The sequence below is a fragment of the Roseivirga seohaensis genome (genome assembly GCF_001592945.1).
Classification (GTDB): Bacteria; Bacteroidota; Bacteroidia; order Cytophagales; family Cyclobacteriaceae; genus Roseivirga; species Roseivirga seohaensis.
Map to the genome: position 1 here is coordinate 104,069 of NZ_LRPB01000005.1, position 26,626 is coordinate 130,694.

Annotated in this window: 17 protein-coding genes; 9 read left to right on the top strand and 8 right to left on the bottom strand. The window is 41.1% G+C overall.

Annotated elements, in window-relative coordinates:
* The first annotated feature begins 74 nt into the window (after window positions 1-74).
* From AWW67_RS03070 to AWW67_RS03100, 7 genes are all read left to right on the top strand, one after another.
* Window positions 75-12,323, top strand: a complete 12,249-nt coding sequence (locus tag AWW67_RS03070; RefSeq protein ID WP_062300171.1) for a T9SS type A sorting domain-containing protein — start codon at window positions 75-77, stop codon at window positions 12,321-12,323.
* Between the two features lie 7 nt (window positions 12,324-12,330).
* Window positions 12,331-12,762 (top strand): hypothetical protein, encoded by a 432-nt coding sequence (locus AWW67_RS03075; protein ID WP_141655369.1) that lies wholly within the window; start codon window positions 12,331-12,333, stop codon window positions 12,760-12,762.
* 161 nt (window positions 12,763-12,923) lie between these two features.
* The gene (locus AWW67_RS03080; RefSeq protein ID WP_062300174.1) at window positions 12,924-13,310 is read left to right on the top strand and encodes a hypothetical protein; all 387 of its coding nucleotides are present in this window, start codon (window positions 12,924-12,926) and stop codon (window positions 13,308-13,310) included.
* Window positions 13,311-13,522: 212 nt separating this feature from the next.
* Window positions 13,523-14,344, top strand: coding sequence for an MbnP family protein (locus AWW67_RS03085; protein WP_062300176.1), 822 nt, complete (start codon window positions 13,523-13,525; stop codon window positions 14,342-14,344).
* Window positions 14,345-14,354: 10 nt separating this feature from the next.
* Window positions 14,355-15,389, top strand: a complete 1,035-nt coding sequence (locus tag AWW67_RS03090; protein WP_260311281.1) for a cytochrome-c peroxidase — start codon at window positions 14,355-14,357, stop codon at window positions 15,387-15,389.
* Between the two features lies 1 nt (window position 15,390).
* Complete coding sequence (locus tag AWW67_RS03095; RefSeq protein ID WP_062300180.1) at window positions 15,391-16,329, top strand: transporter family protein; 939 nt, start codon at window positions 15,391-15,393, stop codon at window positions 16,327-16,329.
* Window positions 16,330-16,538: 209 nt separating this feature from the next.
* On the top strand, window positions 16,539-16,931 hold the full coding sequence (locus tag AWW67_RS03100) for a hypothetical protein (RefSeq protein WP_141655370.1): 393 nt from the start codon (window positions 16,539-16,541) through the stop codon (window positions 16,929-16,931).
* A gap of 78 nt (window positions 16,932-17,009) precedes the next feature.
* Here the strand turns inward: AWW67_RS03100 and AWW67_RS03105 are convergent, their stop codons facing one another.
* The 8 genes from AWW67_RS03105 to AWW67_RS03140 form a co-directional block, all read right to left on the bottom strand.
* Window positions 17,010-17,426, bottom strand: a complete 417-nt coding sequence (locus AWW67_RS03105) for a BrxA/BrxB family bacilliredoxin (protein ID WP_062300184.1) — start codon at window positions 17,424-17,426, stop codon at window positions 17,010-17,012.
* A 50-nt stretch (window positions 17,427-17,476) separates the two neighbouring features.
* The gene (locus AWW67_RS03110; RefSeq protein WP_062300185.1) at window positions 17,477-17,785 is read right to left on the bottom strand and encodes a DUF59 domain-containing protein; all 309 of its coding nucleotides are present in this window, start codon (window positions 17,783-17,785) and stop codon (window positions 17,477-17,479) included.
* An 86-nt stretch (window positions 17,786-17,871) separates the two neighbouring features.
* Entirely contained in the window at window positions 17,872-18,303 is a 432-nt protein-coding gene (locus AWW67_RS03115; RefSeq protein ID WP_062300187.1) for a SufE family protein, read from the bottom strand.
* Window positions 18,300-19,544, bottom strand: a complete 1,245-nt coding sequence (locus tag AWW67_RS03120; protein ID WP_062300189.1) for an aminotransferase class V-fold PLP-dependent enzyme — start codon at window positions 19,542-19,544, stop codon at window positions 18,300-18,302. The genes AWW67_RS03115 and AWW67_RS03120 overlap by 4 nt, the downstream gene beginning before the upstream one ends.
* Window positions 19,545-19,547: 3 nt before the next feature.
* On the bottom strand, window positions 19,548-20,873 hold the full coding sequence (gene sufD / locus AWW67_RS03125; RefSeq protein WP_062300190.1) for a Fe-S cluster assembly protein SufD: 1,326 nt from the start codon (window positions 20,871-20,873) through the stop codon (window positions 19,548-19,550).
* A gap of 11 nt (window positions 20,874-20,884) precedes the next feature.
* Complete coding sequence (gene sufC / locus AWW67_RS03130) at window positions 20,885-21,643, bottom strand: Fe-S cluster assembly ATPase SufC (RefSeq protein ID WP_062300192.1); 759 nt, start codon at window positions 21,641-21,643, stop codon at window positions 20,885-20,887.
* Between the two features lie 146 nt (window positions 21,644-21,789).
* Window positions 21,790-23,235: a Fe-S cluster assembly protein SufB gene (gene sufB / locus AWW67_RS03135; RefSeq protein WP_062300193.1), complete on the bottom strand. Its 1,446-nt coding sequence runs from the start codon at window positions 23,233-23,235 to the stop codon at window positions 21,790-21,792.
* Between the two features lie 125 nt (window positions 23,236-23,360).
* Window positions 23,361-23,828 carry an Lrp/AsnC ligand binding domain-containing protein gene (locus AWW67_RS03140; RefSeq protein ID WP_053224680.1) on the bottom strand — a complete coding sequence of 156 codons (468 nt, stop codon included), beginning with the start codon at window positions 23,826-23,828 and terminating at the stop codon, window positions 23,361-23,363.
* Between the two features lie 394 nt (window positions 23,829-24,222).
* Between AWW67_RS03140 and AWW67_RS03145 the strand changes: the two genes are divergently transcribed.
* Together AWW67_RS03145 and AWW67_RS03150 are read left to right on the top strand one after the other, a co-directional pair.
* Complete coding sequence (locus AWW67_RS03145) at window positions 24,223-25,905, top strand: AMP-binding protein (RefSeq protein WP_062300195.1); 1,683 nt, start codon at window positions 24,223-24,225, stop codon at window positions 25,903-25,905.
* A gap of 64 nt (window positions 25,906-25,969) precedes the next feature.
* Window positions 25,970-26,446 carry a hypothetical protein gene (locus AWW67_RS03150; protein WP_062300197.1) on the top strand — a complete coding sequence of 159 codons (477 nt, stop codon included), beginning with the start codon at window positions 25,970-25,972 and terminating at the stop codon, window positions 26,444-26,446.
* Window positions 26,447-26,626: the final 180 nt, after the last annotated feature.

The following is a 26,626-nucleotide window of genomic DNA, read 5'->3' on the forward strand; positions in this document are numbered from 1 at the left end:
ACGCACATTTCTAATTTCCTCGCAATAAATGGCCGCACTTTCATATTGAATTAATCTTCACCGAAATGCGTGTTATGTTAACAAAAGTTATTGAACCATTATTGAAAAGGAGTGTGTCTCTAGTGGCGCTATTCTTAATCTTCTTCCTGCAATCCACAGGGTTTGCCCAGATCAAGTTTACCATCTATGGCGAGTCAGCTTCTGCAACTATGCTCACAGTCGTTGGTTCGGGTTCTGCAACCACTAATGGCAAGGGTGCTTCATGGACTACCAGTAATGGGTATAATCAGATATTCGGAAACGCTTCATTTAACTACACCAATTCAAGTATTAATTTTAAAACATTTAATCTTTCAGGAGATTTGACTTTAAGCGATGGGGTTACACCTGTTATCTTCAGTGCGATTGTCATTGATGATGACACCGGTTCGGATTACGATGATATTGCCTTCGATGTGAGTTCTATTAAGAGTATGGCAGCAAATACATCCTATAGCCTATCGGGGAGCTCAACATTTACTTTGAGTGGTGCCACATTTGGAGACCTGACAACTGGAACCTACGCTGGAACATTTGACGGGCTACAGGGCGGTTTCGACAATTTCAGTACTTCGGATATCGTAATTGAAATTATTGAAGGTTCTCCAAGTGCCTTGCCTGTGGCTTCTAATGTCACTTTCTCAGGAACAATGTCTATTGGAGAAGAACTAACAGGGGCATATACTTACAGTCATGACGATGATAATCAAGAAAGCGGTTCAACTTTCAAATGGTATCGCTCAGATAACGTTTCTGGAACCAATAAAACAACTATTTCGGGTGCAACAGCTTTAACATATACTCTCACAGAAGATGATGTGGACAAATACATCAGCTTTGAGGTAACCCCAAGTGATGGTACAGATGTCGGATCGGCTGTTCAAAGCACCTTGAAGGGGCCAGTACTTGGTCCTTTTGTAGTGACGAGTATAGAAAGACAAGACCCTACTGACGCAACTGTTTCTGCACAAAGTGTAACATTTAGGGTAACTTTTGACGATAATGCCACAAACGTTACAACAGACGATTTCTTACTCAATTCTACTGTTGATGGTGAAATTGCATCGATTACTAAAGTTGATGCAAAGACCTATGACGTTGTGGTCAATAACCTGACCAATGCAGATGGTTCTCTGTCGCTTCAAATTAAAGGAGTGGATGGAGCCAGCGGTTCCAATGATATTAAAAGAACCATAGTTGATACAGGCGCTAAAACAATTACCCAGACCAATACGAACGATTATTTAGATCAGGCGAAACTCGGCCAAACCTTTACAGCCACAACAGATAATTATCTTACTGCTTATACTATTTACCCGAAATCAGGAAACTACAGCTTTAGTGGAACAGCAGACCTTAAGGTGTACAGTGGAAATGAACTTGCGGGTGGTGCATCATTAATTGAATCACAAACAATTAGCTTAACCAGTAGCACTGATGCTGGTGGACAGACATTTATGCTGGAAACCCCAGCTCAACTTACTCAGGGTGAGGTTTACAGTATAGTAATGAACAACTTCACAGGAAGTGGCTCGCACGCACTAGAATCTAGCACTTCGGGTAACTATGCTGGTGGTAGAGTGATATTCACAGGAACCAGTACTAGTACCCATACAGACTTTGACCTGAAAATTGATATTTATGAAGGAACAGTAACTGCTGGTGATGCTTTAAGAGCAACTGCTCCTCAAACCTCTGAGAGTTACACATTAGAAGCGATAAATGTTGCACCAACTGCTTCTAACGTAACTTTTTCGGGTACATTGGAAGTGAATGAAGTACTTACGGGTGCCTATGATTATGCCGATGCTGAAAATGATGCACAAAGTGGTACCACTTTTCAATGGTACCGTTCCGATGATGCTAGCGGAACCAATAAAACTGCTATTAATGGGGCTACCTCCAAAACTTACACACTTACATTGGCGGAGGCCACAAAGTATATCAGCTTTGAAGTAACACCCAACGATGGAAACTCTGCGGGGGCAGCCGTGGAGAGCTCCTTACAGGGACCATTACCAAGTTATCCTCCAGGAGTTTTGAGCATTACCCGTCAGGCACCTTCAACTGAAACCACCGGCTCGACTACTGTTGTTTTCAGGGTAACCTTTAGTGACGAAGTAACTAATGTGGATGTCACTGACTTTGTATTAAATAGTACCGTAAACGGTACAGTATCTTCGGTAAGTCTTGTAAGCGCTGGAGTATACGATGTTACGATATCAGGCCTGGACAATGCGGTGGGTACAATAAGCTTAGGTATTAAAGGGGTAGATGGTGAAAGTGGGAGTAATGACATCGCCACCTTCACTGCAAACGAAAATCTTGAAACGGATTATAACGGCTCAGGCGATTATTTGAATCAATCTTTTATCGGGCAGACGTTCACCGCAGCTACATCTAACAGGTTATCTAAGATTACAATTTACCCTGAGTCTGGTAATCACAGTTTTTCAGGAACTGCTACGTTGAGTATCTATGATGGAGACCAAACTCAAAGTGGTACCTTAATAACAAGTCAAACAGTTAACATTACGAACAGTACGGATGCCGGAGGTCAAAGCTTTGCCATTCCTACTTTACCGCAACTGACACAAGGGAACACGTATTCTTTTCTGTTCTCGGGCTTCTCTGGTTCTGGTAGCCATGCAATAGTAGCCAGTACCAATGCAGGTTTCGCCAATGGCCATGTGATTTTTACAGGTATGAACAGTACCTCACATCTCACAGATCTTGATTTGGCATTCCAAGTTTACGAGTCAGTCGTAACTACAGTGGAAGATCTTTCCAATACTGCTCCTGTTACTTCAGAAAGCTATACTAAGGAAGAGTATGTTCGCCCACCATTTGGAGAATGGCCGGCTAGCTTTGTGTTGGAAGGAGGAAGCGGAGCTTTCAATGGTGCAAATCACAATGGGCTTAATGTAGCAATACCAGATGGTAGTGATGCAAGACTTCCTGGCTTTGCTCCGGGAGACCTAGATGGAGATGGTGATATTGATTTTCTAGTTGGATCCTTCACCGGAAGAGTATATCCAATGAGGAATGTAGGCACTTCTACAGCTCCCAATTGGGAGTTTGAAACTGGATGGATTCCAACGATCGATTCATTGGATACAAAACCAGGCACTAGCAATGAAGGTGCAAGGCCTGTTTTGGTAGATATAGATAATGATGGAGATCTGGATTTGTTTGTTGGAAACCAAACGGGGTGGGATGCTAATAAAGCTACCCAACTAGGCGTTAGCGCAGCGGCAATGAATGATGTCGTTTTCTTTCGCAATATTGGAGATATTGGTAATCCTGTGTTTGAGTTTCAGGAAATTGATGGGCTCTTCGCAGATCCAGACAATGGTACTGAGTGGTTCCATACGAACTATGGAAGTTTTGCCTCGCCAAGCTTCGCTGATCTGGATGGTGATGATGATTTCGATTTGATCGTGATGGGGAATGATACCATTAGCTATGCCGAGAATATTGGTACAAAGGAAGTTCCTCAGTTCTCAAGGAAATATCGTGAAAACAGCCCTTTCGAAGACTTTAGTCCTGTTGCTAATAGATCAGGAAGTACGCTGTCCGAACCCAGTTTTGCAGATATAGATAATGATGGTGACCTGGATTTGATTTCCGGTAATACGGACGGTACTTTTCAGGTTATTCTGAATTCTGGTACCGCCAATGCCCCTGAGTTTCTCAACGTAAATAAAAGCAATGGCTACTTACCGGATGTACTAAAGAATTTCGATGTAGGGCAGCACAGCCTTGGCCGTTTGGCTGATTTGAATGGAGATGGAGTGCTGGATTTTATTGTGGCTAACCTCGATGGCGATATGGGCTGGTTCTCTGGTGTAAGTAATAGGCCTTCAATGATAAGCGCAGTTAAAACCGATAACAATACTATTACAATTACCTATAGTGAGAATGTACAGACCAAAGGTACCAATCCAACCGACTTTGTGGTAACCGACTGCCGTGGCAATACTTTTGAAGTTACAGCTCAAGTAGATGGTACTGCTGGTGATACGGACATTGTATTAACAGTAGCCAGCCTAGAGTTTGCGGTGGGAGATTTAACCATTACTTATACCAACAATAATGATGAGATTTCCGACTTGAATGATTGGGTTCAAAATACGGATGATACGGGAGTGGTAATTAGTGCCTCAGCCGATGCCGTAGCACCGACCCTAGCCAGTGCCACTAAGGACAGTGATACTGAAATCACCATCACCTTTAGTGAAAATGTAGATGTTTTAGAGGCTAACCCTACTGACTTTACGGTTAAGGATGGTGTAGGGAACACCTACGTAGTAAGTGCCATCGATAATGGAACTGTTGGAGATGATGAGGTGACTTTAACGGTAGCGGATTTAAGCGATGCCTTAGGTGATATAATCATCACTTATGTCAATAATAACAATGAAGTAGTTGACTTTGCCTGCAATGCGTTAACTACTGATGCCACAGGCGTAACCATTGATTTGGACAATACAGCGCCAACGCTGGTAAGTGCCACAAAAGATTCTGACAGTCAGATTACTTTAACCTTTAGTGAAAAGGTGCAAATAGATGGTGCCGATGCCAGTAACTTCACTGTAGAAGATGCCAATAGCAATGGTTTCTGTATACTTTCCTTAACAGATGGTACGGCAGAAGACAACCAACTGATACTTGGTTTTGATAATTTAAGCAGTGCGGTAGGAAAAATTACAATTACCTATGATCCTTCCAGCGGAAACATAAGTGACTTTGGAGGTAATAACTTAGCTGCCGATGCTACCGGAGTGGAAATTCTCCTCGATGTAACAGCCCCAAGCGGGTATTCTGTAAGCCTGGATGATGATCTAATCAATGCAACAGAAGCTACAAATGCCACTTTCACCTTTGCCGGAGCAGAAGTAGGAGCAACCTACAACTACACTGTAAGCTCAGAAAATGGAGGAACAAATGTGACTGGGTCTGGTACAGTTGCCACTGCAACTGATCAAATCACTTTAGCAGACCTCTCAGGTTTGAATGATGGTGAGTTGACCTTATCAGTCAAACTAACCGACCCGGCTAGTAATGAAGGAATTGCTGTAACGGATAACACCAATATGGATGCTACAGCACCATCAGCACCAACAGTGGGGGCAGTAGGCGATGATAATGGACCTTCCAATTCAGACTTTATCACCAACGATCAAAGTCTGATAATTGGCGGGCTGGCGGAAGCCAATAGTAGTGTAGAAGTGTTTATCGATAACACAAGCGTTGGTACAACCACAACAAATGGACAGGGTACTTATCTGTTAGATTATACAGGTACAGATTTATCTGAAGGGGAATATTCAATTACAGCAAAAGCTACAGATGCCGCAGGGAATACTTCCAGTGCATCAACAGCACAAGAAGTTGTGATTGATCTGACTGCCCCAACAGTAACGATCACAAGCAATGCCAATGATCCGCAAAGTGGAACCTTTACGGCTACGTTCACATTCTCAGAAGATGTAACGGACTTTGCACAAGAGGACATATCGGTAGGCAACGGTGTAGCAAGCAACTTTAGCACTGTAAGCGCAAAAATTTACACCGCTACCATTTCGCCATCAGCCGATGGAGGAGTAACCGTAGATGTATTAGCGAATAAAGCCACAGATATTGCAGGCAATGCGAATACCGCAGCCACCCAACTAAGCGTAACCAATGACGAAACGGCACCTGATGCCCCAATTGTAGCAAGCATTTCAACAGATGCAGGAAGCAGTGCCACAGATAATTTAACTAACGATCAAACTTTAGAAATCAACGGTACTGCCGAGGCCAATACTTCTGTAGAAGTATTTATTGGAGGAAGCAGTATAGGGAATACCACAGCCGATGGATCAGGAGATTGGACTTTCGATCATTCGGGTTCAACCCTTACTGAGGCTACACATAGCATCACTGCCAAAGCTACAGATGCTGCTGGCAATGAGTCGGCTACTTCAACTGCATTAAACATTACAGTAGACATCACTCCTCCGTCAGTTTCTACAGGTACAATTGTGGGTAAAACCTATGGATTGGGAGACAATGTAGATGTTACTTATGTCTTCAATGATATTGTACTTGTAGATGAAACCAATGGCACGCCAAGTGTTACTATCGCCATGGGCGGACAGAATAGGGCTGCAGCATATTATAGTGGTTCAGGTACAAACACTTTGGTGTTCAGATACACAACAGTTGCCGGTGATATTGATGGCAATGGTGTTAGCGTTTCTGCAATAAATACTAACGGAGGAACAATTCAAGATGCAGCAGGAAATGATGCTAGCACTTCGATTAGTGTTTCTGGTGCAGCAGATGTAAGAGTCGATACTTCAGCACCATACATGTCAATTACCAGTTCTTCCAATACGGTAAGTGGAGCCTTTACAGCAACCTTTACTTTCAACGAAGATGTTTCAGGGTTTGATCTAAGCGATATCTCAGTAGGTAATGGTTCGGCAAGTAGTTTCAATACAACTAGTGCGAAGATTTATACGGTAACCATTACTCCATTGGCTGATGGGAATGTAACCGTAAATGTTGCTGCCGATAAGGCACAGGATGCGGGTGGTAATGGAAATACAGCTGCATCAGAACTAAGGGTAGTCAATGATGAAACTGTTCCAGCTGCCCCAATCGTAGCAAGCATTTCAACAGATGCAGGAAGCAGTGCTACGGATAATGTAACCAATGACCAAACTTTGGAAATCAGCGGTACGGCCGAGGCCAATGCTTCTGTAGAAGTATTTATTGGTGGAAGCAGTATAGGGAATACCACAGCAGATGGCTCAGGCAATTGGACTTATGATCATACTGGATCATCGCTTGCAGAGGCTACACACAGCATCACTGCTAAGGCTACAGATGCTGCTGGCAATGAGTCGGCTGAGTCAACAGCCCTAAGTGTAACCGTTGATATCACTGCTCCTGGTGCTCCAGTGGTAACAGGTATTAGCAACGATACAGGTGTCAGCAGTTCTGATGGCTTGACCAATGATGATGCCATTGAGATTCATGGCACAGCGGAAGCCAATACTACCGTTGAGGTATTTATTGACAACACCAGTGTGGGTACAACCAATGCCGATGCTAATGGCGATTGGACTTTAGATCGATCTAGGGATGCCTTGGCAGAAAACACTTACAGCATTACCGCCAAAGCAACAGATTTGGCGGGCAATGAGTCAGCAGCTTCTTCTGCCTTTAGCTTGCAGATAGACCTTACAGGCCCGGTTTCGGCTCCAAGTGCAGGGGCAGTAGGTAATGATAATGGACCTTCTAATTCAGATTTCATTACCAACGATCAAACCTTGATTATTGGAGGAAATGCCACGGCCAATAGCAGGGTAGAGGTGTTTATTGATGGAACAAGCATAGGAATTGCCAACACTAATAATGCAACTACCTGGCTGTTCAACCATGAAGGAACTACCTTATCTGCTGGTACTTATTCAATCACTGCGAAGGAATTGGATGATGCTGGAAATCATTCACCTGCTTCTGCCACAAAAACCTTGGTGATTGACCTGGTACAGCCAACCGTAACTATTACAAGCAATGCCAATGACGCTCAAAGAGGTTCATTTACGGCTACCTTCACTTTCTCAGAAGATGTTACGGGCTTCGATGTAAATGACATTTCTGTAACCAATGGAACAGCGGGTAGCTTTAGCACCACTAGCGCAAGTGTTTATACTGCGAAAATCACTCCATCAGCCGATGGTCAGGTAACTGTTGGTGTTGCGGCCAACAAGGCAATGGATACTGCTGGTAATAACAATTCTGCGGCCACATCTATCAATGTCACCAATGATGAAACGGCTCCAAGTCTGGTAAGTGCTACAAAGGACAGTGACACTCAGATCACTCTAACCTTCAGTGAACCAGTAGAACCTGGTGCAAATGGACATCATAATATTACCGTGTACGGTGGAAATAGCAAGTGGGAAAATGCCGTTTCCGTGGAAGATGGAACAGTTGGAGACAATAAAATTATAGCCAACTTCAATACATTGGATGAGTTCTTGGGCGATTTGGAAATCCTTCACTCAGGTGGAAGTACAATTGCTGATTTAGCCGGGAACCTTTATCCTTTGGATGGAACAGGTGTGAAGATTGATTTGGATCAGACCGCCCCAACTTTGGTAAGTGCTACTAAGGACAGTGAAACTCAAATCATTCTAACCTTCAGCGAGCCAGTAAAAATGCTGGGTACTCACCCAACAGATTTCACCGTGACTGATGACAATAGCACCAATTTCACAGTTCAAACCATAACTGATGAAACTGCTGAAGACAACGAGCTGGTACTGACCGTTGCTGACTTGAGCACGGCTCAACTCAACCTGAATATCACTTATGTCAACAACAATAATGTGGTCACCGATTTTGGCGGGAATAGTTTAGCCTCAGATGCCAATGGAGTCAATATTTCCTTGAATGCTTTACCTACAGCAACAGGTGTAGATTTTACAGGAACCTTGACAGTAGGCGAAACCTTGACAGGATCTTATACTTATGGTGATGCTGATAATGATGCCGAAAGTGGTTCCACTTTCATATGGTACAGATCGGACGATTCCAATGGCACCAATAAAACAGCCATTACTGGAGCAACAGCTTTAACTTATGATCTAACCAGTGCCGATGTAGATAAGTACATCAGCTTTGAAGTAACACCAAATGATGGATTGAATGCAGGAACAGCTGTAGAAAGTAGCTTGCAAGGTGAGGTTAGTAAAATCAGCCAAAGTATCACTTTCAATACTTTGGAAGCCAAAACCTATGGCGATGCGAATTTTGACCTGATAGCTACGGCTTCTTCTAATCTGGCTGTTACTTATGTTAGTTCGAACACTAGTGTGGCGACTGTTAGCGGAAATACAGTCACCATTGTTGGTGCTGGTAAAACAACCATTACGGCTTCGCAAGCTGGAGATGCCAGCTATGCGGCCGCTACTGATGCAACCCAAGACCTGACGGTTAATAAGGCAACCATCACAGCCACAGCAGAAGATAAGTCTAAAACTTATGGCGAAGCGAACCCAGCATTCACCATTGTTTACACAGGTTTTGTGAATGGCGAGGATAAGTCAGTGATTGCTACCGAGCCAACTGCTTCAACAACAGCAGATGCGACAACAGGTGTAGGAAAATATGATATCGACCTTGCAGGTGGAACAGCTGATAACTACAGCTTCAACTTAACAAGCGGAACCCTGACTATCGGCAAGGCAACCTTAACTGCCACAGCTGATGACAAGTCTAAAACTTATGGCGAAGTCAATCCAGCCTTCACCATTGCATACACAGGTTTTGTAAATGGTGAGGATAAGTCAGTGATTACTACCGAACCAACCGTTTCAACAACAGCAGATGCGACAACCGGTGTAGGAACTTATGACATCGACCTTGCAGGTGGAACAGCTGATAACTACAGCTTCAACTTAACAAGCGGAACCCTGACTATCGGTAAGGCTACACTAACTGCCACGGCAGAAGACAAGTCTAAAACCTATGGCGAAGACAATCCAGCTTTCACCATTGCTTACACAGGCTTTGTGAATGGAGACGATAAGTCAGTGATTACTACCGAACCAAGCGCTTCAACAACCGCAGATGCTACAACAGGAGTAGGAACTTATGATATCGACCTTGCTGGTGGAACAGCTGTTAATTACAGCTTCAACTTAACGAGCGGAACCCTGACCATCAGCAAGGCAACTATCACAGCTACGGCAGAAGACAAGTCTAAAACTTATGGTGATGCTAATCCAGCCTTCACCATTGTTTACACAGATTTTGTAAATGGCGAGGATAAGTCAGTGATTACTACCGAACCAACGGCTTCAACAGTGGTAGATGCTACCACAGGAGTAGGTATTTACGATATTGACCTGACAGGAGGGGTTGCTGATAACTACAGCTTCATCCTGGCCAGTGGAACACTTACTATCAACAAAGCAGTACTAACAGTAACTGCTGATGATAAGTCGAAGACCTATGGAGAAGCCAATCCTGAATTCACAATTAGTTATACAGGTTTTGTGAACGGAGATAAGGAAAGTGATATCACAGTGCCAGTTGCCAGTACAACTGCAGATGAGACAAGTGATGCAGGTACTTATGATATCACGCTGTCTGGTGGATCGGCCAATAATTATTCACTAATAACGAATAACAGTACCCTGACTATTGAAAAAGCTACGCTAACCGCCACTGCGGAAGACAAACAAAGAGCAGTGGGGCAGGCCAATCCAGCGTTTACCATCAGTTATTCAGGCTTTGTAAATGGTGATGATAGGTCGGTGATCGATTCAGAGCCAACAGCTTCGACAACGGCAGATGAGACCACAGTGGCTGGAACAGCACCTATTACCTTGAGCGGGGGCAGCGACAATAACTACAGTTTCAACCTGGTAGCTGGAACATTGACCATTGTGGATGCATCATTTGTTACCTCTGTTTCTGTTCCAAATGACGGTACTTACGCCATTGGCGATGAGATGAGCTTTACTGTAAACTTTGCTCTGCCTGTTACCATTACAGGTGCACCTAGTTTGCCATTGACCATTGGTTCCAGTACTAGGGCTGCGAGCCTGAAAGGCTCTGTAATCGCTGCTACAACAGCTACCTTCAGCTATACTGTGGAAGAAGATGACCTAGATTCTGATGGTTTGGTATTGGTAAGCTCAATCGAACTGAGAGGAGGAAGTATTCGAGATGAATTTGGCACTGATGCCATACTTGCCCTAAATAATGTGGCTAGTACAGCGGGTGTTTTGGTAGATGGAGTAGCACCAGCAGTAACGCTGACCACCGCTGTAGGGACATTGACGAATACCAAATTTGAAGTGAATATTAGCTTTGATGAAGTGGTAACAGGTTTTGCTTTAAGTGATATTCAAGTAACAAATGGTACAGCCAGTAATTTGGTAGAAGTTGTTGTAGGCAAACAATGGAAAGTAGAAATTACTCCAGGAAAAGACGGTACAGTGACGGTGGGTCTTCCAGCCAATAAAGTCACTGATACCCCTGGGAATTCCAACAAAGCGGGCAATACAATTAGTAGCACCTTTGATGGTACTGCGCCAAGGGTAACTTCAATCACAAGAAAAACCTCTAATCCAATCTTAAAAGCCAGTGTAGGCTTTAGAGCAATCTTCTCAGAAGATGTAACAGGCGTAGATTTGACAGACTTTGAAGTGATTTTGACAGGCACAGCAACAGGTACCCTGAATTCTGTGACCCAAGTAGATGCCAAAACCTATGACATAACCGTAATCGGCATATCAGGCCAAGGCAGCATAGGCCTAAACCTAAAAGACGATGGCAGTATTTTAGATGCAGCCAATAACCCATTGTCAGGCTCACTAACAGGCGAAGTATATGTGACCAATCTGTCACCAACCGACATAACGATAAGCTCATCCAACATTGCAGAGAACAATCAGGTGGGAGCGGTGATAGGAAGTTTCACTACAATAGATGCTGATCAATCTATTGGACACACTTATAGTTTGGTAACGGGAACAGGAAGTACAGACAATGTGCAGTTTGTTATTGAGGGCACAAGTCTTAAAGCAGCCTCTGTTTTTGATTTCGAAACTAAGACGAGTTACAGCATTCGGGTGAAAACCGATGACGGTAGAGGAGGAGCTTTCGAGAAAGCGTTTACCATAACAGTCACTAATGTGGCAGAACCTGAACTTCGAGTTACCACAAATATCGATATTCCTGTAACGGCTTTAGGACTAACAAGCAACTTCGATATTACAATCCACAATGAAGGAGAAGCAGCATTGACTGTCAACAGTGTACTGTTCCCCGAAGGATTCATTGGAGCAGTTACAGGGATTATGGTAAACCCAGGAGAAAGCAGAACCATCGCCTTCGGTTTTAAACCAACGGAAGTGAAAGTTTATTCGGGAACTATTGAGTTCATTACTAATGCTGGTAACGTTTCTGTGGATGTATCTGGTGAAGGTGCTATAATCACGGGGGTAGATGACGGAGCGATCAACCCTGAAACCATCAGTATATTCCCTAACCCAGCAAGCAGAATACTAAACATTGATTTGTCAGAAGTAGGAGGTAAAAAGCTAGATATTGATATCGCAAATGCTTCAGGTACCCCATTGTTCAGTAGAAAATCCTTCACAGAGAAGATCCTTCAACTGGATGTTTCGGGCTACGCCAGCGGTATTTATATTATTCAAATTACTGATGGAAAATCTGTGGTAAGGAAAAAAGTAATGATCAAAAAATAAGACAACTATGAAAATCAATAGAACCAAAACCATAAGTGCTTTAGTACTACTTGTAATGATCATTATAGGTTGTAGCTCAGATGACCCAAACGGACCAACAAACAAAGAGCTCGCCTTTGAAAAACTTGCAGGGAATTGGACATTCGGTATATCTGGAAAAATCATGTTAGATGATCAAGATGTGAGTTTGAATTACCCAGGCTTTACACTGTCATTTACCGATGGGGGCTATACCACCACCAATGGAGGTGACCTTTTTCGTGCCACGGGTACTTGGACATGGGCTAATGAAGCAGCAGGTAGTATTAATTTAGACACAGGAGAGGAGGTTACAATTCTAGAACTGAGCCTGACAAACTTTAAGTTCAGTTTTACCCATACAGGCGGAGGAGTAGCAGCCGGAACTTCAGGAAATTACACCGTGAGTTTAGAGAAATAAGAGAAAATTCAATTTAGTAACACTTACTATTTTGTGTTGAGGGGGATTTGAAAACTTTTGTTTTCAAATTTTATAAGGAGCCTATGGAGATAGGCTCTTTGTAATTAAAATATCTCAAGAAAAACCTTTCTCCTTTAATGCTTCAACCCCATATTTGTAGCATGAATTACATAAAACAAGCGGTAGCATGGTTGCTGGTGACGAGTTCACTAATCAGCGCGTTTATTGCCCCACTTGTTTATCTGGATTTTGAGCTGCGCAGAGATTACATAGCCGAAGTGCTGTGTATCAACAGAGACAAGCCAATTACGGTTTGTGGAGGTGAGTGTTTTCTAAACAAACAACTGAGAATGTTAGAAGGAGATACTCAAGATCAAAAAGCTCCAGTTCGAGAGGAAATAAGAATTACCTTCTTTTTCCAAGAATTCAAACAAACCACATTCTTCGATAAGGATTACTCTTTATTGAATGAATGGGGCGCTACTCTCAATCAGGATAAGCTCTTAGTGGGCTTCACCTCCGATATTTTTCATCCTCCCATATCTTAATTCATTTCCGTCATTTTTAGTATAGAATTCCATTTCTGATTCGATCAGAGGATGGACAGCTATGCACTAAACTTTACAATTAATTTTCAGCAATACAAAAGGAAGCTTTGTTTACAAAGTGCCTGTTTCATTTACTCAAGGCCGATTTTGGACTAGAGGATGGAGAAATATGCCCTTTTGGAATTGCTATTAACTGAATAAAAAATATAGAAATGAATAAGATTAAATATATACTTCTAGTATCAATTTTTGCCCTTACAATGTCTTGCGGAGAAGATGATACTCCGCAAGCCGAGCGTTTCGGTGAGTTCGTTGTCGAGTTTGATAATATTGTAGGAACCAAGCAAATGTCTCTCAAGACAGCAGGTTCAACAGACTATAATTTTGAAAACAATCAAGGCCAAAACTTCAACCTATCTACATTTCGGTACTACATCAGCAAAATCAAATTATCGGGCCCAAACGGAGAGGTTTATGAAGATGAAATGAAAGTAGATGCTAATGCAGCAAATGTAAAAGGCTACTACTTGATTCAGGAAAGTGAACCAAGTTCTTCAGAAATTTCTTTGAACAATGTTCCTTATGGAGAGTATGATAAAATCATTTTTACAGTAGGGATTGAGGAAGATGGAGTTGTAGAAGGTGCAGCAGGTGGAGTACTTGACCCCGCAGAAGGCGCATGGTTCTGGAATTGGAATTCTGGCTACATAGGCTTTGGGATTGAAGGCGCTTCTTCTGCCTCTGGTGATGCTAACAAAGGTTTTAGTATTCACATTGGAGGTTGGAAAGACATTGCCCCTGCAGCAGGAGAGACTCAGAGATTCTTTAACAATGTTAAAACGATTACACTCAATTTAGGGGTGAATGCTAAAGTTTCTGCGACTCAAAAACCACAAGCGCATATTGTTACTGATGCGTTGAAAGTACTAGGCGATATCAATTTTCAAGATACATACGGAGTTCACTCGCCTTTGGCTGGTAAACCTTTCGCGGAGAATATAACTACAGCTTTTGCAGTAGATCATGTGCATTAATAAGGTTAAAATGATTATAGCACACCCTGTTCTATGGGTGTGCTTATTTTGCTTAACGGCCTGCTCAAGTGAGGGTGACAGCCCCAGAGACTTAACTTATGAGTTCAAAAAACCTTCAAACTTTCCTGAGCCAACTTATACCTTCGATAATAATACAATAACCAAAGAGGGCTTTTTGTTAGGAAGAAAGCTGTTTTTTGATCCTAAGCTATCAAGAGACGGTAGTGTTTCTTGCAATAATTGTCATCAACAGTCGAAGGCGTTTGCTGATTCGGAGCAACACCCAGTAAGTGTTGGGATTGACGATTTGTTAGGGATTAGGAATGCTCCATCGCTGACTAATTTGGCTTTTTTTAAAGAGTTTTTTTGGGATGGAGGCGTAACGCACTTAGACTTTGTGCCCATTAATGCCATTGAGTCTGAAGTAGAAATGGATGAAGACTTGGCGAATTTGGTACGGAAACTCAAAAATGACTCGGAATATCCTGAGTTGTTTCTTCAAGCCTTCGGAACCGAAGAAGTTACTTCACCCTATATACTACATTCCCTATCTCAATTTACCCTGATGATGGTGTCTTCAAATTCAGCTTATGATAAGTATGTAAGAAATGAAGGTCAAATACTGTCTGAAACGGAAATAGCAGGGTTGGAGCTCTTTAAGCAAAAGTGTAGCAGTTGTCATTCGGGTGAATTATTCACCGATTTCACTTATAGAAACAATGGGTTGGACAGTGAGTTTACGGACACTGGACGTGCTAGAATTACAGAGAGCAGACAGGATGAAGGTAAATTTCGAGTGCCGAGTTTAAGGAATGTTGAATTGACTTCTCCTTATATGCATGACGGTAGGTTTAAGACCCTAGAAGCTGTTCTCGATCATTACAGTGAAGGTGTAGTGATTTCTCCTACTTTGGATGAAGAGTTGAAAGGAAATACCTCATTGGGTATTTCCATGAATGAAGATGAGAAAAGCAAAATCATTGCTTTTCTAAGAACACTAACCGACCGAGAGTTTATCTCGGATTCAAAATTTCATAATCGATAAAATGAGAAGAATTTTAATAATAATGCTGTTGGGTGTCTCTACAAGAGTACTCATGGCCTGCGATATATGTGGTTGTAGTTTAGGAGGTTTATCCTATGGTATACTGAATCAACATTATCAAGACTTCATAGGTCTACGATATAGCCATGCGAAGTTTAATGCTTTTATAGATCATAATAGTCAATATTTGGAGCCTGAATTTTCAGAAGATACTTACCAACGTATGGAAATATTGGGGAGAATAGGTTTGACAGAAAGGCTCAGCTTGAATCTACAATTACCCTACTTATCCAATAATATGGACGGGAGTCATCAGAAGGTAAAGTCTTCTGGCTTAGGAGACCCTACTATGATGTTATATTTCAGTCCTAAATTGAAAATACCGAAGGAGGAGAGTCTTTGGAGCAATGTTGTTCAAGTAGGTGTAGGGCTAAAGTTACCTCTTGGAGAGCATCAGAAGGAAGATAATGGTGTAATTATCAATCGGAATTTTCAGATGGGGTCTGGAAGCCTTGATTATATCTTCAGCACTAATTATACCTTAAACTACTCAACTTGGGCGTTTAATATAGAGTCATCTTATAAGCTGAATGGAAAGAACAGTGATGATTATAAAATCGGAAACCAATTCAACTACAGTGTATACTTGCTAAAATACCTGACTATTAAAGATAAGCTAGTATTGCCTTTTGCAGGTGTTTATCACGAAAGTGCAGCAAGACATAAAGAAGGTAACTATGAAGAATTTAATACAGGTGGTAGGGCTCTCTTTGCAACAATAGGAACGCAGCTGACTTTGAATAGAATTACCCTAAACTTTCAGTATCAATCTCCTTTGAATCAGAACTATAATTCGGAGTCCATTGCGCAGATTCAATCTAACGACAGATTTAGTGTTGGGCTCTTATTTAGCTTTCTTCCAAAAGTGAAGCTTGGATAGGGGACGATTAAATTAGAAAAAAGTTTAACTGTGGTATAAGCGTACAAATGTGTACGGTTATGAACGAATAACGGGCTATATTTTTTGATGTGATATATGTTAACATACTGATATTTAGTTAGTTGTGTAAGTTGGCATAAGCGTTGTCATAAGGAGGTAGGTCAGCTGCTTTGGTCGGCAGCAATGTTAAACTCAAAAACAACAAGGTCATGAACTCAATAAACAACACAATCGACATTTTAAGGAGAAGAATTCCTTTAATGATTTGCCTTTTGATAGGTATTAGCTCAACATCAATGGCTTCTGAAATTGCTGATGAAAAATTAACAAGAGAAGAAGCTATTGAATTGATTTCTGAAGTAAAAGATGATTTGAACTTAGGTAAAGATTGCGAATTAGAATTCGTAATTGACGATGAAGGTAACGTTAAGCCTTCTCCGATTAAGATCATCAAGATTTACGATAAGGACAACGAATTGCTTTTAGAAGCTCCAATTCATACGGTTGAACAAATGAGCAATAAGGAATTAAGAAGGTTAGTAAATTCAAGTGATTTTCTAATCGCGTCTTATAACACCTTTTATTATCGATTAGATTTATAATCGATAGAATCAATCGTAAAGTAAACAGGCCACTTCATTTGAAGTGGCCTGTTTTTGTTTCATTTAGTGTGTTTACGACTAGCAGTATTCTTCGAAAACGTCAGCCAAATGGCCGCCAATCATATCAGCTGTTCTGCCTTCAATGTGATGTCTTTCAACAAAGTGTACCAATTCGCCATCTTTGAAAAGCGCAACAGATGGAGAAGAAGGAGGGTAAGGCATATGGAATTCTCTTACTTTAGCCGTTGCCTCGATGTCGCCACCAGCAAAAACTGTCATAAGGTGGTCCGGTTTTTTATCAGCTAGTTTTAAAGCCATTTTAACACCTGGTCTTGCTGTTCCAGCTGCGCAACCACAAACTGAATTGATTACTACCAAAGAAGTACCTTTTTGGTTTTTTAAATGATCTTCAACAGCATCAGCAGTCTTTAGTTCTGTAAAACCCGCTTCAGTCAATTCTTGTCTGAAAGGGACGAGTAAATGTTCAGGATACATATTTCTTAATTTTATTTCGTTTCTAAATCGTAAATGCCTTGTGGCTATTCTTACATAAAACCAAGTTCTAGCTTGGCTGCTTCCGACATCATGTCTTGCGTGAATGGCGGGTCGAATGTCAATTCAACTTCAACATCATTTACACTTTCTATGGCCTGAATTTTTTGTTTTACTTCTTCTGGTATCACTTCTGCCGCAGGGCACGAAGGAGAAGTCAATGTCATTAATACGTAAACATTATTCACTGGGAAAACATTGATTTCATAAATCAAACCCAACTCATATACGTCTACCGGTATTTCAGGGTCGTACACTGTTTTTATTGCAGCTACAACTTGGTCTCTTAAGTTATCTTCCATAATTCAACGTCAAATTATCAAATGACAAAAAACAAATTTCAAATCTCAATTGTGATGCCTGAGATTTGACTTTTGTTATTTGAGGCTTACTCCGCCTTAGCAGAGTACGCTAATCCGTATATTTTCATTTGTTTCATCATAGCGCCAAGACCGTTAGATCGTTGCGTGCCGATGAATCTATTTAAACCAATTTTGTCTACAAAGTAAAGATCCGCATCAACGATTTCTTGAGGCGTACGACCAGAAAGAATTCTTACCAAAATACTCACCAACCCTTTCGTGATGGCAGTATTGCTATCAGCTTCTAAATATATTTTACCATCTTTTGCTTCAGCATTCAGCCAAACCTTAGATTGACAGCCTTTAACAATGTTGTCTTCGGTTTTGAGTGCTTCTGCCATTTCTGGTAACTGCTGCCCCAATTCCATAATGTATTCAATGGTCATTTCCATGTCGGAATCCAACATTGAAAACTCTTCGATGATCTCGTTTTGAATATCGTTTATGGTTTCGCTCATTTCTTGAATTTGCTGATTGTGCTTTTTAAAGCTTCAATAAAAGCATCTATTTCTTCAATCGTGTTGTAAACAGAGAATGAAGCACGAACAGTTCCTTCAATGCAATAGTGATCCATCAAAGGCTGAGTACAGTGGTGGCCTGTTCTTACAGCAACACCTTTAGCATCGAGCCACATGCCTAAATCGAAGTGGTGAATTCCTTCTACTTCGAAAGAAAGCACACTCACTTTTTCTTTGGCCGTACCAATGAGTTTCACACCTTCTATTTGGGTGATTTTATCAGTAGCATAAGCCAATAGCTCATTTTCGTAAGCGGCAATGTTTTCTTTGCCCAATTCATTAATAAAGAGAATGGCTTCATTGAAAGCGATTACATTCGCAATATCTGGAGTGCCTGCTTCAAATTTGTAAGGAATATCGTTGTAAGTGGTTTTACCAAAACTCACTTCTTTAATCATTTCTCCACCGCCTTGGTAAGGAGGGGTTTTTTCGAGAATATCGCGCTTACCGTACAGCACGCCCAAACCTGTTGGGCCATACATTTTGTGAGCAGAGAAAGCATAGAAATCGGCATTTAATGCTTGAACATCAACAGTGAGGTGAGAGGAGGCTTGTGCGCCATCTACCAAAACTTTGGCGCCAACGGCATGCGCTTTGTCGATGATGTGTTTTACTGGGTTGATAGTGCCCAAAGAATTAGAAGCATGGTTAAATGCGACCATCTTGGTTTTTTCAGTAATCAACTCATCAAGTGCTTCTATAATAATTTCACCAGCTTCGTTAATGGGCATTACCTTAAGTTCTGCTCCGCGCTCTTCGCAAATCATTTGCCAAGGCACAATGTTGGAGTGGTGTTCTAAGGTTGAAATCAAAACTTCATCTCCTGGGTTCAAAAACTTTCTCCCCCAACTTGAAGCGACTAGATTTATACTTTCAGAAGTGCCTTTGGTGAAAATAATCTCTTCGGGCTCGTTGGCATTGATAAACTTCTGTACGGAAACACGTGTGTTTTCAAATGCTTCTGTAGCACGAGCGGCCAAGGCATGCGCTCCTCTATGGATGTTCGCATTGTCATGCTCGTAATACTTCACCAAAGCATCAATTACCCTTTTTGGTTTTTGATTTGTGGCGGCATTATCGAAGTAAATCAAGGACTTACCGTTCACTTCTTGATGAAGCACGGGAAATTGAGCCCTGATTTTCTGAATGTCCAATGTGTGTTTTTCCAAAGTCTGAGCCATGGTTTATTTTTCCAACCTCTTTTCTATAATTGCAGCGAGATATTCTTTGATCGCTTCGTTTTCAACGGTTTCTAACACATCGTTAGCGAAGGCCTTTAATAAAATAGCGCGTGCTTTATCTTTCTGAATTCCCCTTGCTTGTAGGTAGAAGAGTGCGTCCATATCCAATTGGCCAGTAGTACAGCCGTGCGAACAAGAAACATCATCGGCCCAAATTTCTAATTGAGGCTTGGTGTTTACAGTCGCCTTGTCAGAAATCAGGATGTTTTTATTTGACTGGAATGCATTGGTTTTTTGTGCGTCAGGGCGAACAAAGATTTTCCCATTGAAAACACCTTTTGAGCTACCATCCATTATGCCTTTATACAATTCGTTTGAATAGCAATTGGGCATCATATGGTCAGCAACGGTATGGTTATCTACATGCGTTTTTCCGTCTAATAAATAGAGTCCATTCATGTAGGTTTCAATGCCTTCGGCCTGAAGTTTAATGTTCAGGTTATTACGAATCATCGCGCCATTTAGCGAGAAGGTAAAGGCTTTAAAATTACTGTTTGCTCCCTGCGAAGCGTGAATGTTTGAAATGTGATAAGCTTGCTCTGTGTCGTTTTCAATTTTGAAAAAACGAAGGTGGGCACTATCGCTTACGCTGATTTCATTCACCGAAGTTGTAAAGCTTTTGTGTTCACCAACGGTATCGAATTTCTCAATAATGGTGGCTTGAGAAAACTTACCCGCCACCACAATATTTCTGATGTGGTATGAAAGTTCTGCTGTTGAGCTATCACCAATAAAGTAAAGTACAATTGGTTTTTCGATTACCGCTTTGTCCGCGATCTCAATCGTAACCCCATGCTGACTGAAAGCAGTGTTTAAGGCTACAAACGCGTCTTCTGCGAAGCTGGCCTTTTTGCCAAAATTCGCCTGAGCCAACGCTGAATTGGCTTTGAAACCTTCCGCAAGTGATTCAACTTTTAAACCTTCTACTTGAATGTTGTCAGAAAGCTCACTTGAATAAATCCCGTTTAAGAATACGATTTTATGCGCATCCAATCCTTCGATTTGAGTAGCTGAAATTTGAGCTTCAGTTAAACCAAAATCAGCATTTGTTCCATTCAGTTCAAAGTTCTTTTCAACGGCTCTGGTAAAGTTGGTGAACTTATATTCCTCGTTTTTTGGACCAGGAAAGCCAGAGTTCTTCAAGCTCGAGAACGCCTCTTTTCTTACGGCATGCGCTGCCGATTTACTTTGACCATTCAAGCTTTTTTCAAACGCCTCAAATTGAGTTTCAAGCGAATTTAAAATCGATTGTCCTGCAATTTTTTCCATAAAATATCTGCTTAAGCGGTTGCGTCTGCTTCTTCCTTAATCCAATCGTAACCTCTGGCTTCTAGCTCTAAGGCTAACTCTTTAGTGCCTGATTTTACAATTCTTCCATTATAAAGTACGTGTACAAAATCAGGAACGATGTAATCCAAAAGTCTTTGGTAGTGAGTTACCACAATTGTGGCGTTGTCTTTGTTTTTCAGGGTGTTAACACCATGCGCTACAATTTTGAGTGCATCAATATCAAGACCTGAATCGGTTTCATCAAGAATGGCCAGCTTTGGTTCAAGCATTGCCATTTGGAAAATCTCGTTGCGTTTCTTTTCACCGCCTGAGAAACCTTCATTTAAAGAACGGCTCAATAAAGCTTGGTCGATTTCAACCAGCTTCATTTTCTCCTTCATCAATTTTAAGAAAGAAACCGCATCGAGTGCTTTTTCTCCGTGATGCTCTCTGATTTGGTTTACAGCCGTTTTCATAAAGTTAGTGGTGCTCACTCCTGGTATCTCGATTGGGTACTGAAATGCCAAGAAAACACCTTCTCTAGCACGAACATCAGCTTCCATTTCAAGCAAATCTTTGCCTAAAAACTCTACCGATCCGCCAGTTACTTCGTAATCTTCTCTTCCTGCAAGCACAGAAGCCAAAGTACTTTTTCCAGAACCATTTGGTCCCATAATCGCGTGCACTTCGCCTGGTTTGATTTCTAGGTTGATTCCTTTCAGGATTTCCTTTTCCTCAATTCTGGCTTGTAAATTTTTTATTGATAACATCTTAACTCTTTAATGTTTAGTGTTTAGCGTTTAATGTTCAAAGTTTAATGCTCAAGGTTTGTCGAAGTATTTTCTGCTATAGGTTCTTCGATGATAAATTTTGTGCCTTTAAACTCTGTCTTGTTCAGGTACTTTAAAATAAGAGATTAGCCAACAGACCCTTCAAGCGTTAGGGCAAGAAGTTTTTGCGCCTCTACGGCAAATTCCATTGGCAATTGCTTAAGTACTTCTTTGGCGTATCCGTTTACGATAAGTGCCACAGCAGTTTCTGCGTCAATTCCTCTTTGCTGACAATAGAAGATTTGATCTTCTCCAATTTTAGAAGTAGTTGCTTCATGCTCTACTTGTGCCGATTGATTTTCGATGTCGATATAAGGGAATGTATGTGCGCCACACTTATCGCCCATCAAAAGCGAATCACATTGCGAGAAGTTTCGGGCGTTGGTTGCACGTTTCATTACGTGAACTTGGCCTCGGTAACTGTTTTGCGACTTGCCCGCAGAAATACCTTTTGATACGATTCTCGACTTGGTGTTCTTACCAATGTGAATCATTTTGGTGCCTGTATCGGCTTGTTGGAAATTATTGGTTACGGCTACTGAATAGAATTCGCCAATTGAATAATCACCTTTCAGAATACATGAAGGGTATTTCCAAGTAACAGCCGAACCTGTTTCTACTTGCGTCCAAGAGATTTTAGAATGATCACCTTCGCAAATACCACGTTTGGTTACGAAGTTGTAAATACCACCTTTACCTTCTTTATTCCCTGGGTACCAGTTCTGAACAGTTGAGTATTTTACCTCTGCATTTTTGGCTGCTTTGATTTCTACCACGGCAGCGTGCAATTGGTTTTCGTCACGCATGGGAGCGGTACAACCCTCGAGGTAACTTACATAAGAACCTTCTTCGGCCACAATGAGTGTTCTTTCAAACTGACCTGTATTGGCGGCATTGATTCTAAAGTAAGTAGAAAGCTCCATAGGGCATCTTACTCCTTTTGGAATATAGCAGAATGAGCCATCAGAGAATACCGCTGCGTTTAGTGCTGCATAGTAATTATCGTTGGCTGGTACTACAGAACCCATGTGTTTTTTAATCAGCTCAGGGTGTTCGCGCACTGCTTCTGAAAATGAACAGAAAATAATTCCCAGTTCACCTAAAGTTTCTTTGAAAGTGGTGGCTACTGAAACTGAATCGATAACAGCATCTACAGCAACGCCAGTAAGCCTTTTTTGCTCTGTAAGCGAAATTCCAAGTCTTTCAAAAGTAGCGATCATTTCCGGATCAACTTCATCCAAGGAATTAACCTTCTTTTTCTTCTTTGGTGCTGAATAATATATGAGGTCTTGAAAATCTACTTTTGGGTAGTGAACATTGGCCCACTCTGGTTCTTTCATTTTCTGCCATGCATGAAAAGCTTCAAGCCTCCATTCTAGCATCCATTGCGGTTCTTCCTTTTTTGCAGAAATAAACCGAATGATATCATCGTTCAAACCTTTGGGAGCTTCATCTGCTTCAAAGTCTACTGTCCATCCGAACTCGTATTCTTTGGAGGTGAACTCTTCTAATATCTGATCGTCTTTGCTCATTCCTAGTTATTTAGAATCGTTTTAAATACAAAGGTACAACTTATAGATTAAAGGATTGGTTTCCTTAATTCCTTTTTTCAATAAACTATTACTAAAAGCTATTATGAGTTTAGAAATCCCTTGAATCAACTATCCAACTGAATGCTTCTGGTTAAAGTTTCTTCAAGTATGATAAAGGTTTCTGTACGTTCAATGCCGTCTACTTTCTGAATTTTATCGTGGAGAATATCCTTCAAGTGATCGGTTCCTTTGGCATAAATTCTTACAAACATGGAGTAATTCCCAGTAGTGTAGTGAATGCTAGTAATCTCATGTATTTTTTTTAATTGTGTGGCTACTTTTTCGTACAGCGAACTTTTGGAAAGGAAGACCCCTAAAAAGGCAGAGACATTATAGCCAAGCTTAGCAAGGTTTAAATCGAGAGAAGCGCCTTTTACTACACCCATTTTTTCAAGCTTGCTCATTCTTACATGTACAGTTCCGCTAGAAACAAATGCTTGTTTGGCTACTTCGGTATAGGGCTTTTTTGCGTTATGCTGAAGAATAGAGAGGATTTTCAAATCCACATTATCGATTTCGTAATTATCGGCCATGATTTTTGGTTAAAATTATTGATTCAATAATAAATGTATTGATTAAATAATTTATCTCTAAATATTCGGTCATTACATTGTTGATATTTTAATGAATCAACTGTTTCTGTTACCTTTGAAACAGTTTCAAAAGAGAAGCTATACACTGTAGGGTGATGAAACAGGCAGCCATGCCCTCCTTTCTCGAGGGTGGAGAAAAAGAAATAAATCTGAACTACCTGACGACTAATCTCTCCGTGAAGGTTCGACTCCTTCCCCTACAGCCATTCACATTGAATACTAGTTTGGAAACGTATTCTTTTGTTTTTTCTTAGATTGAAAGGAGGCTTGTTTGTTGGCCTCCTTTTTTTTTGGTAATTCATCTTTATATTTGATGATAGCCAAATTTTAATTCATGAGTACTTTCCCCTGGATTGCGCATTACCCAAAGGGTGTTCCCGCAGAAATTGAAGATCAACGTCCTAAAAACCTTCTAGAACTTTATCAAAACGCCTTTAATCAGTTTGGTAGCCGCGAGGCTTTCGAGAACATGGGCGGAGTGCTTACTTTTCAGGAGGTAGATCAGCTTTCTACCAACTTTGCGGCCTATTTGCAAAATGAGTTGGGCATGGTAAAGGGGGATAGAATCGCTATTCAAATGCCCAATTGTTTACAATATCCGGTAGTGCTTATTGGTGCCATTAAAGCTGGTTGTATTGTGGTCAACACAAATCCGCTGTATACCCATCGTGAAATGGAGCATCAGTTTAATGATGCTGGTATAAAAACCATTGTAATCATGGCTAATTTTGCCAAAAGTTTGGAAGAGGCAATACCAAACCTTTCTACAGTTGAAAACATTATCGTTACCGAATTGGGCGATATGCTTGGAGGCTTGAAAGGAAAGATTGTCAATTTTGTGGTGAAGCACATTAAAAAGATGGTGCCTGCTTATAAACTTCCCAATCCGATTTCTTTCAAGAGTGCTATGACCAAAGGCGCTCGAATGAAATACACTCAGCCTGAGATAAAAGGAGACGACACAGCTTTTCTTCAATATACAGGAGGTACCACTGGCGTATCAAAAGGTGCAATTTTATCTCATGACAATGTGGTTGCCCATACTTTGATTATTACACACGTTTTTAAACCCCTTTTAAAGGATGGGCAAAAAGATGTAATGATTACGGCCATCCCGCTCTATCATATTTTCGCCCTAAATGTGAACTGCACATTTATGATGCACATTGGAGCTAAAAACGTACTGATCACGAATCCGCGTGATATGCCTGGCTTTATTAAGGAACTGAAGAAACATCCGTTTACCTTATTTACAGGTGTGAACACGCTGTTCAACGGACTGCTGAATCAACCCAATTTTAAGGAAATCGACTTCTCTCATTTCAAAGTGTCTATTGGAGGTGGAATGGCAGTTCAAGACTTTGTAGCCAAGAAATGGGAGGAAGTCACAGGGACTCCTTTGGTACAAGGTTATGGCTTGAGTGAAACCTCTCCGGTTATTTGTGTAAATCCACTAGATGGAACCCATAAAATGGGGACAATTGGTTTGCCTGTGCCTTCTACCGAATTGGCCATTTTCGATGATGACGGAAACCGCTTAGCGCAAGGCGAAACAGGAGAAATTTGTGTTAAAGGGCCGCAGGTGATGTCGGGTTATTGGAACAAAGACAACGAAGGGGTATTCTTTGAAGGAGGTTATTTCAGAACTGGAGACATCGGTATAATGGACGAAGAAGGTTTCTTCAAAATTGTAGATCGTAAAAAGGATATGATTAACGTTTCTGGGTTCAATGTATATCCAAACGATGTTGAAAACGCGATTGCCGACCATCCAAAAGTGTTAGAAGTAGCGGTTATTGGCGTTCCAGACCCACATTCAACAGAATGTGTAAAGGCCTTTATCGTAAAATCTGATCCGTCACTTACCGAAGAAGAGTTACGCGACTATTGTCATGAAAACCTAACAGGCTACAAGCGTCCGAAACATTATGAGTTCAGAGCTGAGCTGCCCAAAACCAATGTGGGTAAAATTTTAAGAAGAAAGTTGAAAGAAGAAGAGGAGGCGAAAGAACACTAACACTGGTGGAACCTCAGTGGCCTGTTCGTGAAGAACGTTAATAGGGGCGGAAAATTTAAACAGTATGAAAAAGGTTGTTGGCTTATTTCTCATCATTTTTTTTATCAGCAGCTGTGGCTCGTTAAAGCCAGTGACGATCGTTAAAAATGAGAATATAAAGGACTATAGATATATTTATATTTCTCAAACTGAAAGCTTGACATCAAGTTCAGGCTCAACCATAGGTGATCGGTTTTATTCCTCCAGTAAGAGTGTTAACCCAAGTGATGTTATTTCTGGTATACTTGCAAAGGACGGATTCATTCTAATTCCTGAATTAAAAAATGATATTGCTGACGAGACATTAGTGGTTAATTATGGTGAGAGTGGAAAAAGGAATCGTGGCCTCGGTTACACTATTGAAGTAACTATTCAATTTGTATCCTTTGGTAAGAGGCTCTTAGTTTCGTCCTGTTCGGCTGAAGGTCAGGGTGAAACCGAGGCAGATGATATTAGAGAGGCGATAAGTAGATGTTTGAATGAATTGATTAATTCAAAATAGAACCTATTCAATCAAAATGCTAGATTGATTTGGTAATTGAGTCATTGCATATCTATCTATACTTATTTATACTAAAAACGCTTGAGGGTTCTTCGTGCTTGTTGGTGTTCTTCACCAACAAGCCTCAAATGATTGCTTTTGATTTCTTTTACCATCTTCAATACCCAAAGTATTGTATGT

Bases quoted from the DNA above. Each gene is read 5' to 3' on its own strand.
- sufD (WP_062300190.1), bottom strand. From the start codon at position 20,873: ATGGAAAAAATTGCAGGACAATCGATTTTAAATTCGCTTGAAACTCAA.
- AWW67_RS03115 (WP_062300187.1), bottom strand. From the start codon at position 18,303: ATGAGCGAAACCATAAACGATATTCAAAACGAGATCATCGAAGAGTTT.
- AWW67_RS03080 (WP_062300174.1), top strand. From the start codon at position 12,924: ATGAATTACATAAAACAAGCGGTAGCATGGTTGCTGGTGACGAGTTCA.
- AWW67_RS03145 (WP_062300195.1), top strand. From the start codon at position 24,223: ATGAGTACTTTCCCCTGGATTGCGCATTACCCAAAGGGTGTTCCCGCA.
- AWW67_RS03075 (WP_141655369.1), top strand. From the start codon at position 12,331: ATGAAAATCAATAGAACCAAAACCATAAGTGCTTTAGTACTACTTGTA.
- AWW67_RS03105 (WP_062300184.1), bottom strand. From the start codon at position 17,426: ATGTATCCTGAACATTTACTCGTCCCTTTCAGACAAGAATTGACTGAA.
- AWW67_RS03150 (WP_062300197.1), top strand. From the start codon at position 25,970: ATGAAAAAGGTTGTTGGCTTATTTCTCATCATTTTTTTTATCAGCAGC.
- AWW67_RS03140 (WP_053224680.1), bottom strand. From the start codon at position 23,828: ATGGCCGATAATTACGAAATCGATAATGTGGATTTGAAAATCCTCTCT.
- sufB (WP_062300193.1), bottom strand. From the start codon at position 23,235: ATGAGCAAAGACGATCAGATATTAGAAGAGTTCACCTCCAAAGAATAC.
- AWW67_RS03070 (WP_062300171.1), top strand. From the start codon at position 75: ATGTTAACAAAAGTTATTGAACCATTATTGAAAAGGAGTGTGTCTCTA.
- AWW67_RS03110 (WP_062300185.1), bottom strand. From the start codon at position 17,785: ATGGAAGATAACTTAAGAGACCAAGTTGTAGCTGCAATAAAAACAGTG.
- AWW67_RS03120 (WP_062300189.1), bottom strand. From the start codon at position 19,544: ATGGCTCAGACTTTGGAAAAACACACATTGGACATTCAGAAAATCAGG.
- AWW67_RS03090 (WP_260311281.1), top strand. From the start codon at position 14,355: ATGATTATAGCACACCCTGTTCTATGGGTGTGCTTATTTTGCTTAACG.
- sufC (WP_062300192.1), bottom strand. From the start codon at position 21,643: ATGTTATCAATAAAAAATTTACAAGCCAGAATTGAGGAAAAGGAAATC.
- AWW67_RS03095 (WP_062300180.1), top strand. From the start codon at position 15,391: ATGAGAAGAATTTTAATAATAATGCTGTTGGGTGTCTCTACAAGAGTA.
- AWW67_RS03085 (WP_062300176.1), top strand. From the start codon at position 13,523: ATGAATAAGATTAAATATATACTTCTAGTATCAATTTTTGCCCTTACA.
- AWW67_RS03100 (WP_141655370.1), top strand. From the start codon at position 16,539: ATGAACTCAATAAACAACACAATCGACATTTTAAGGAGAAGAATTCCT.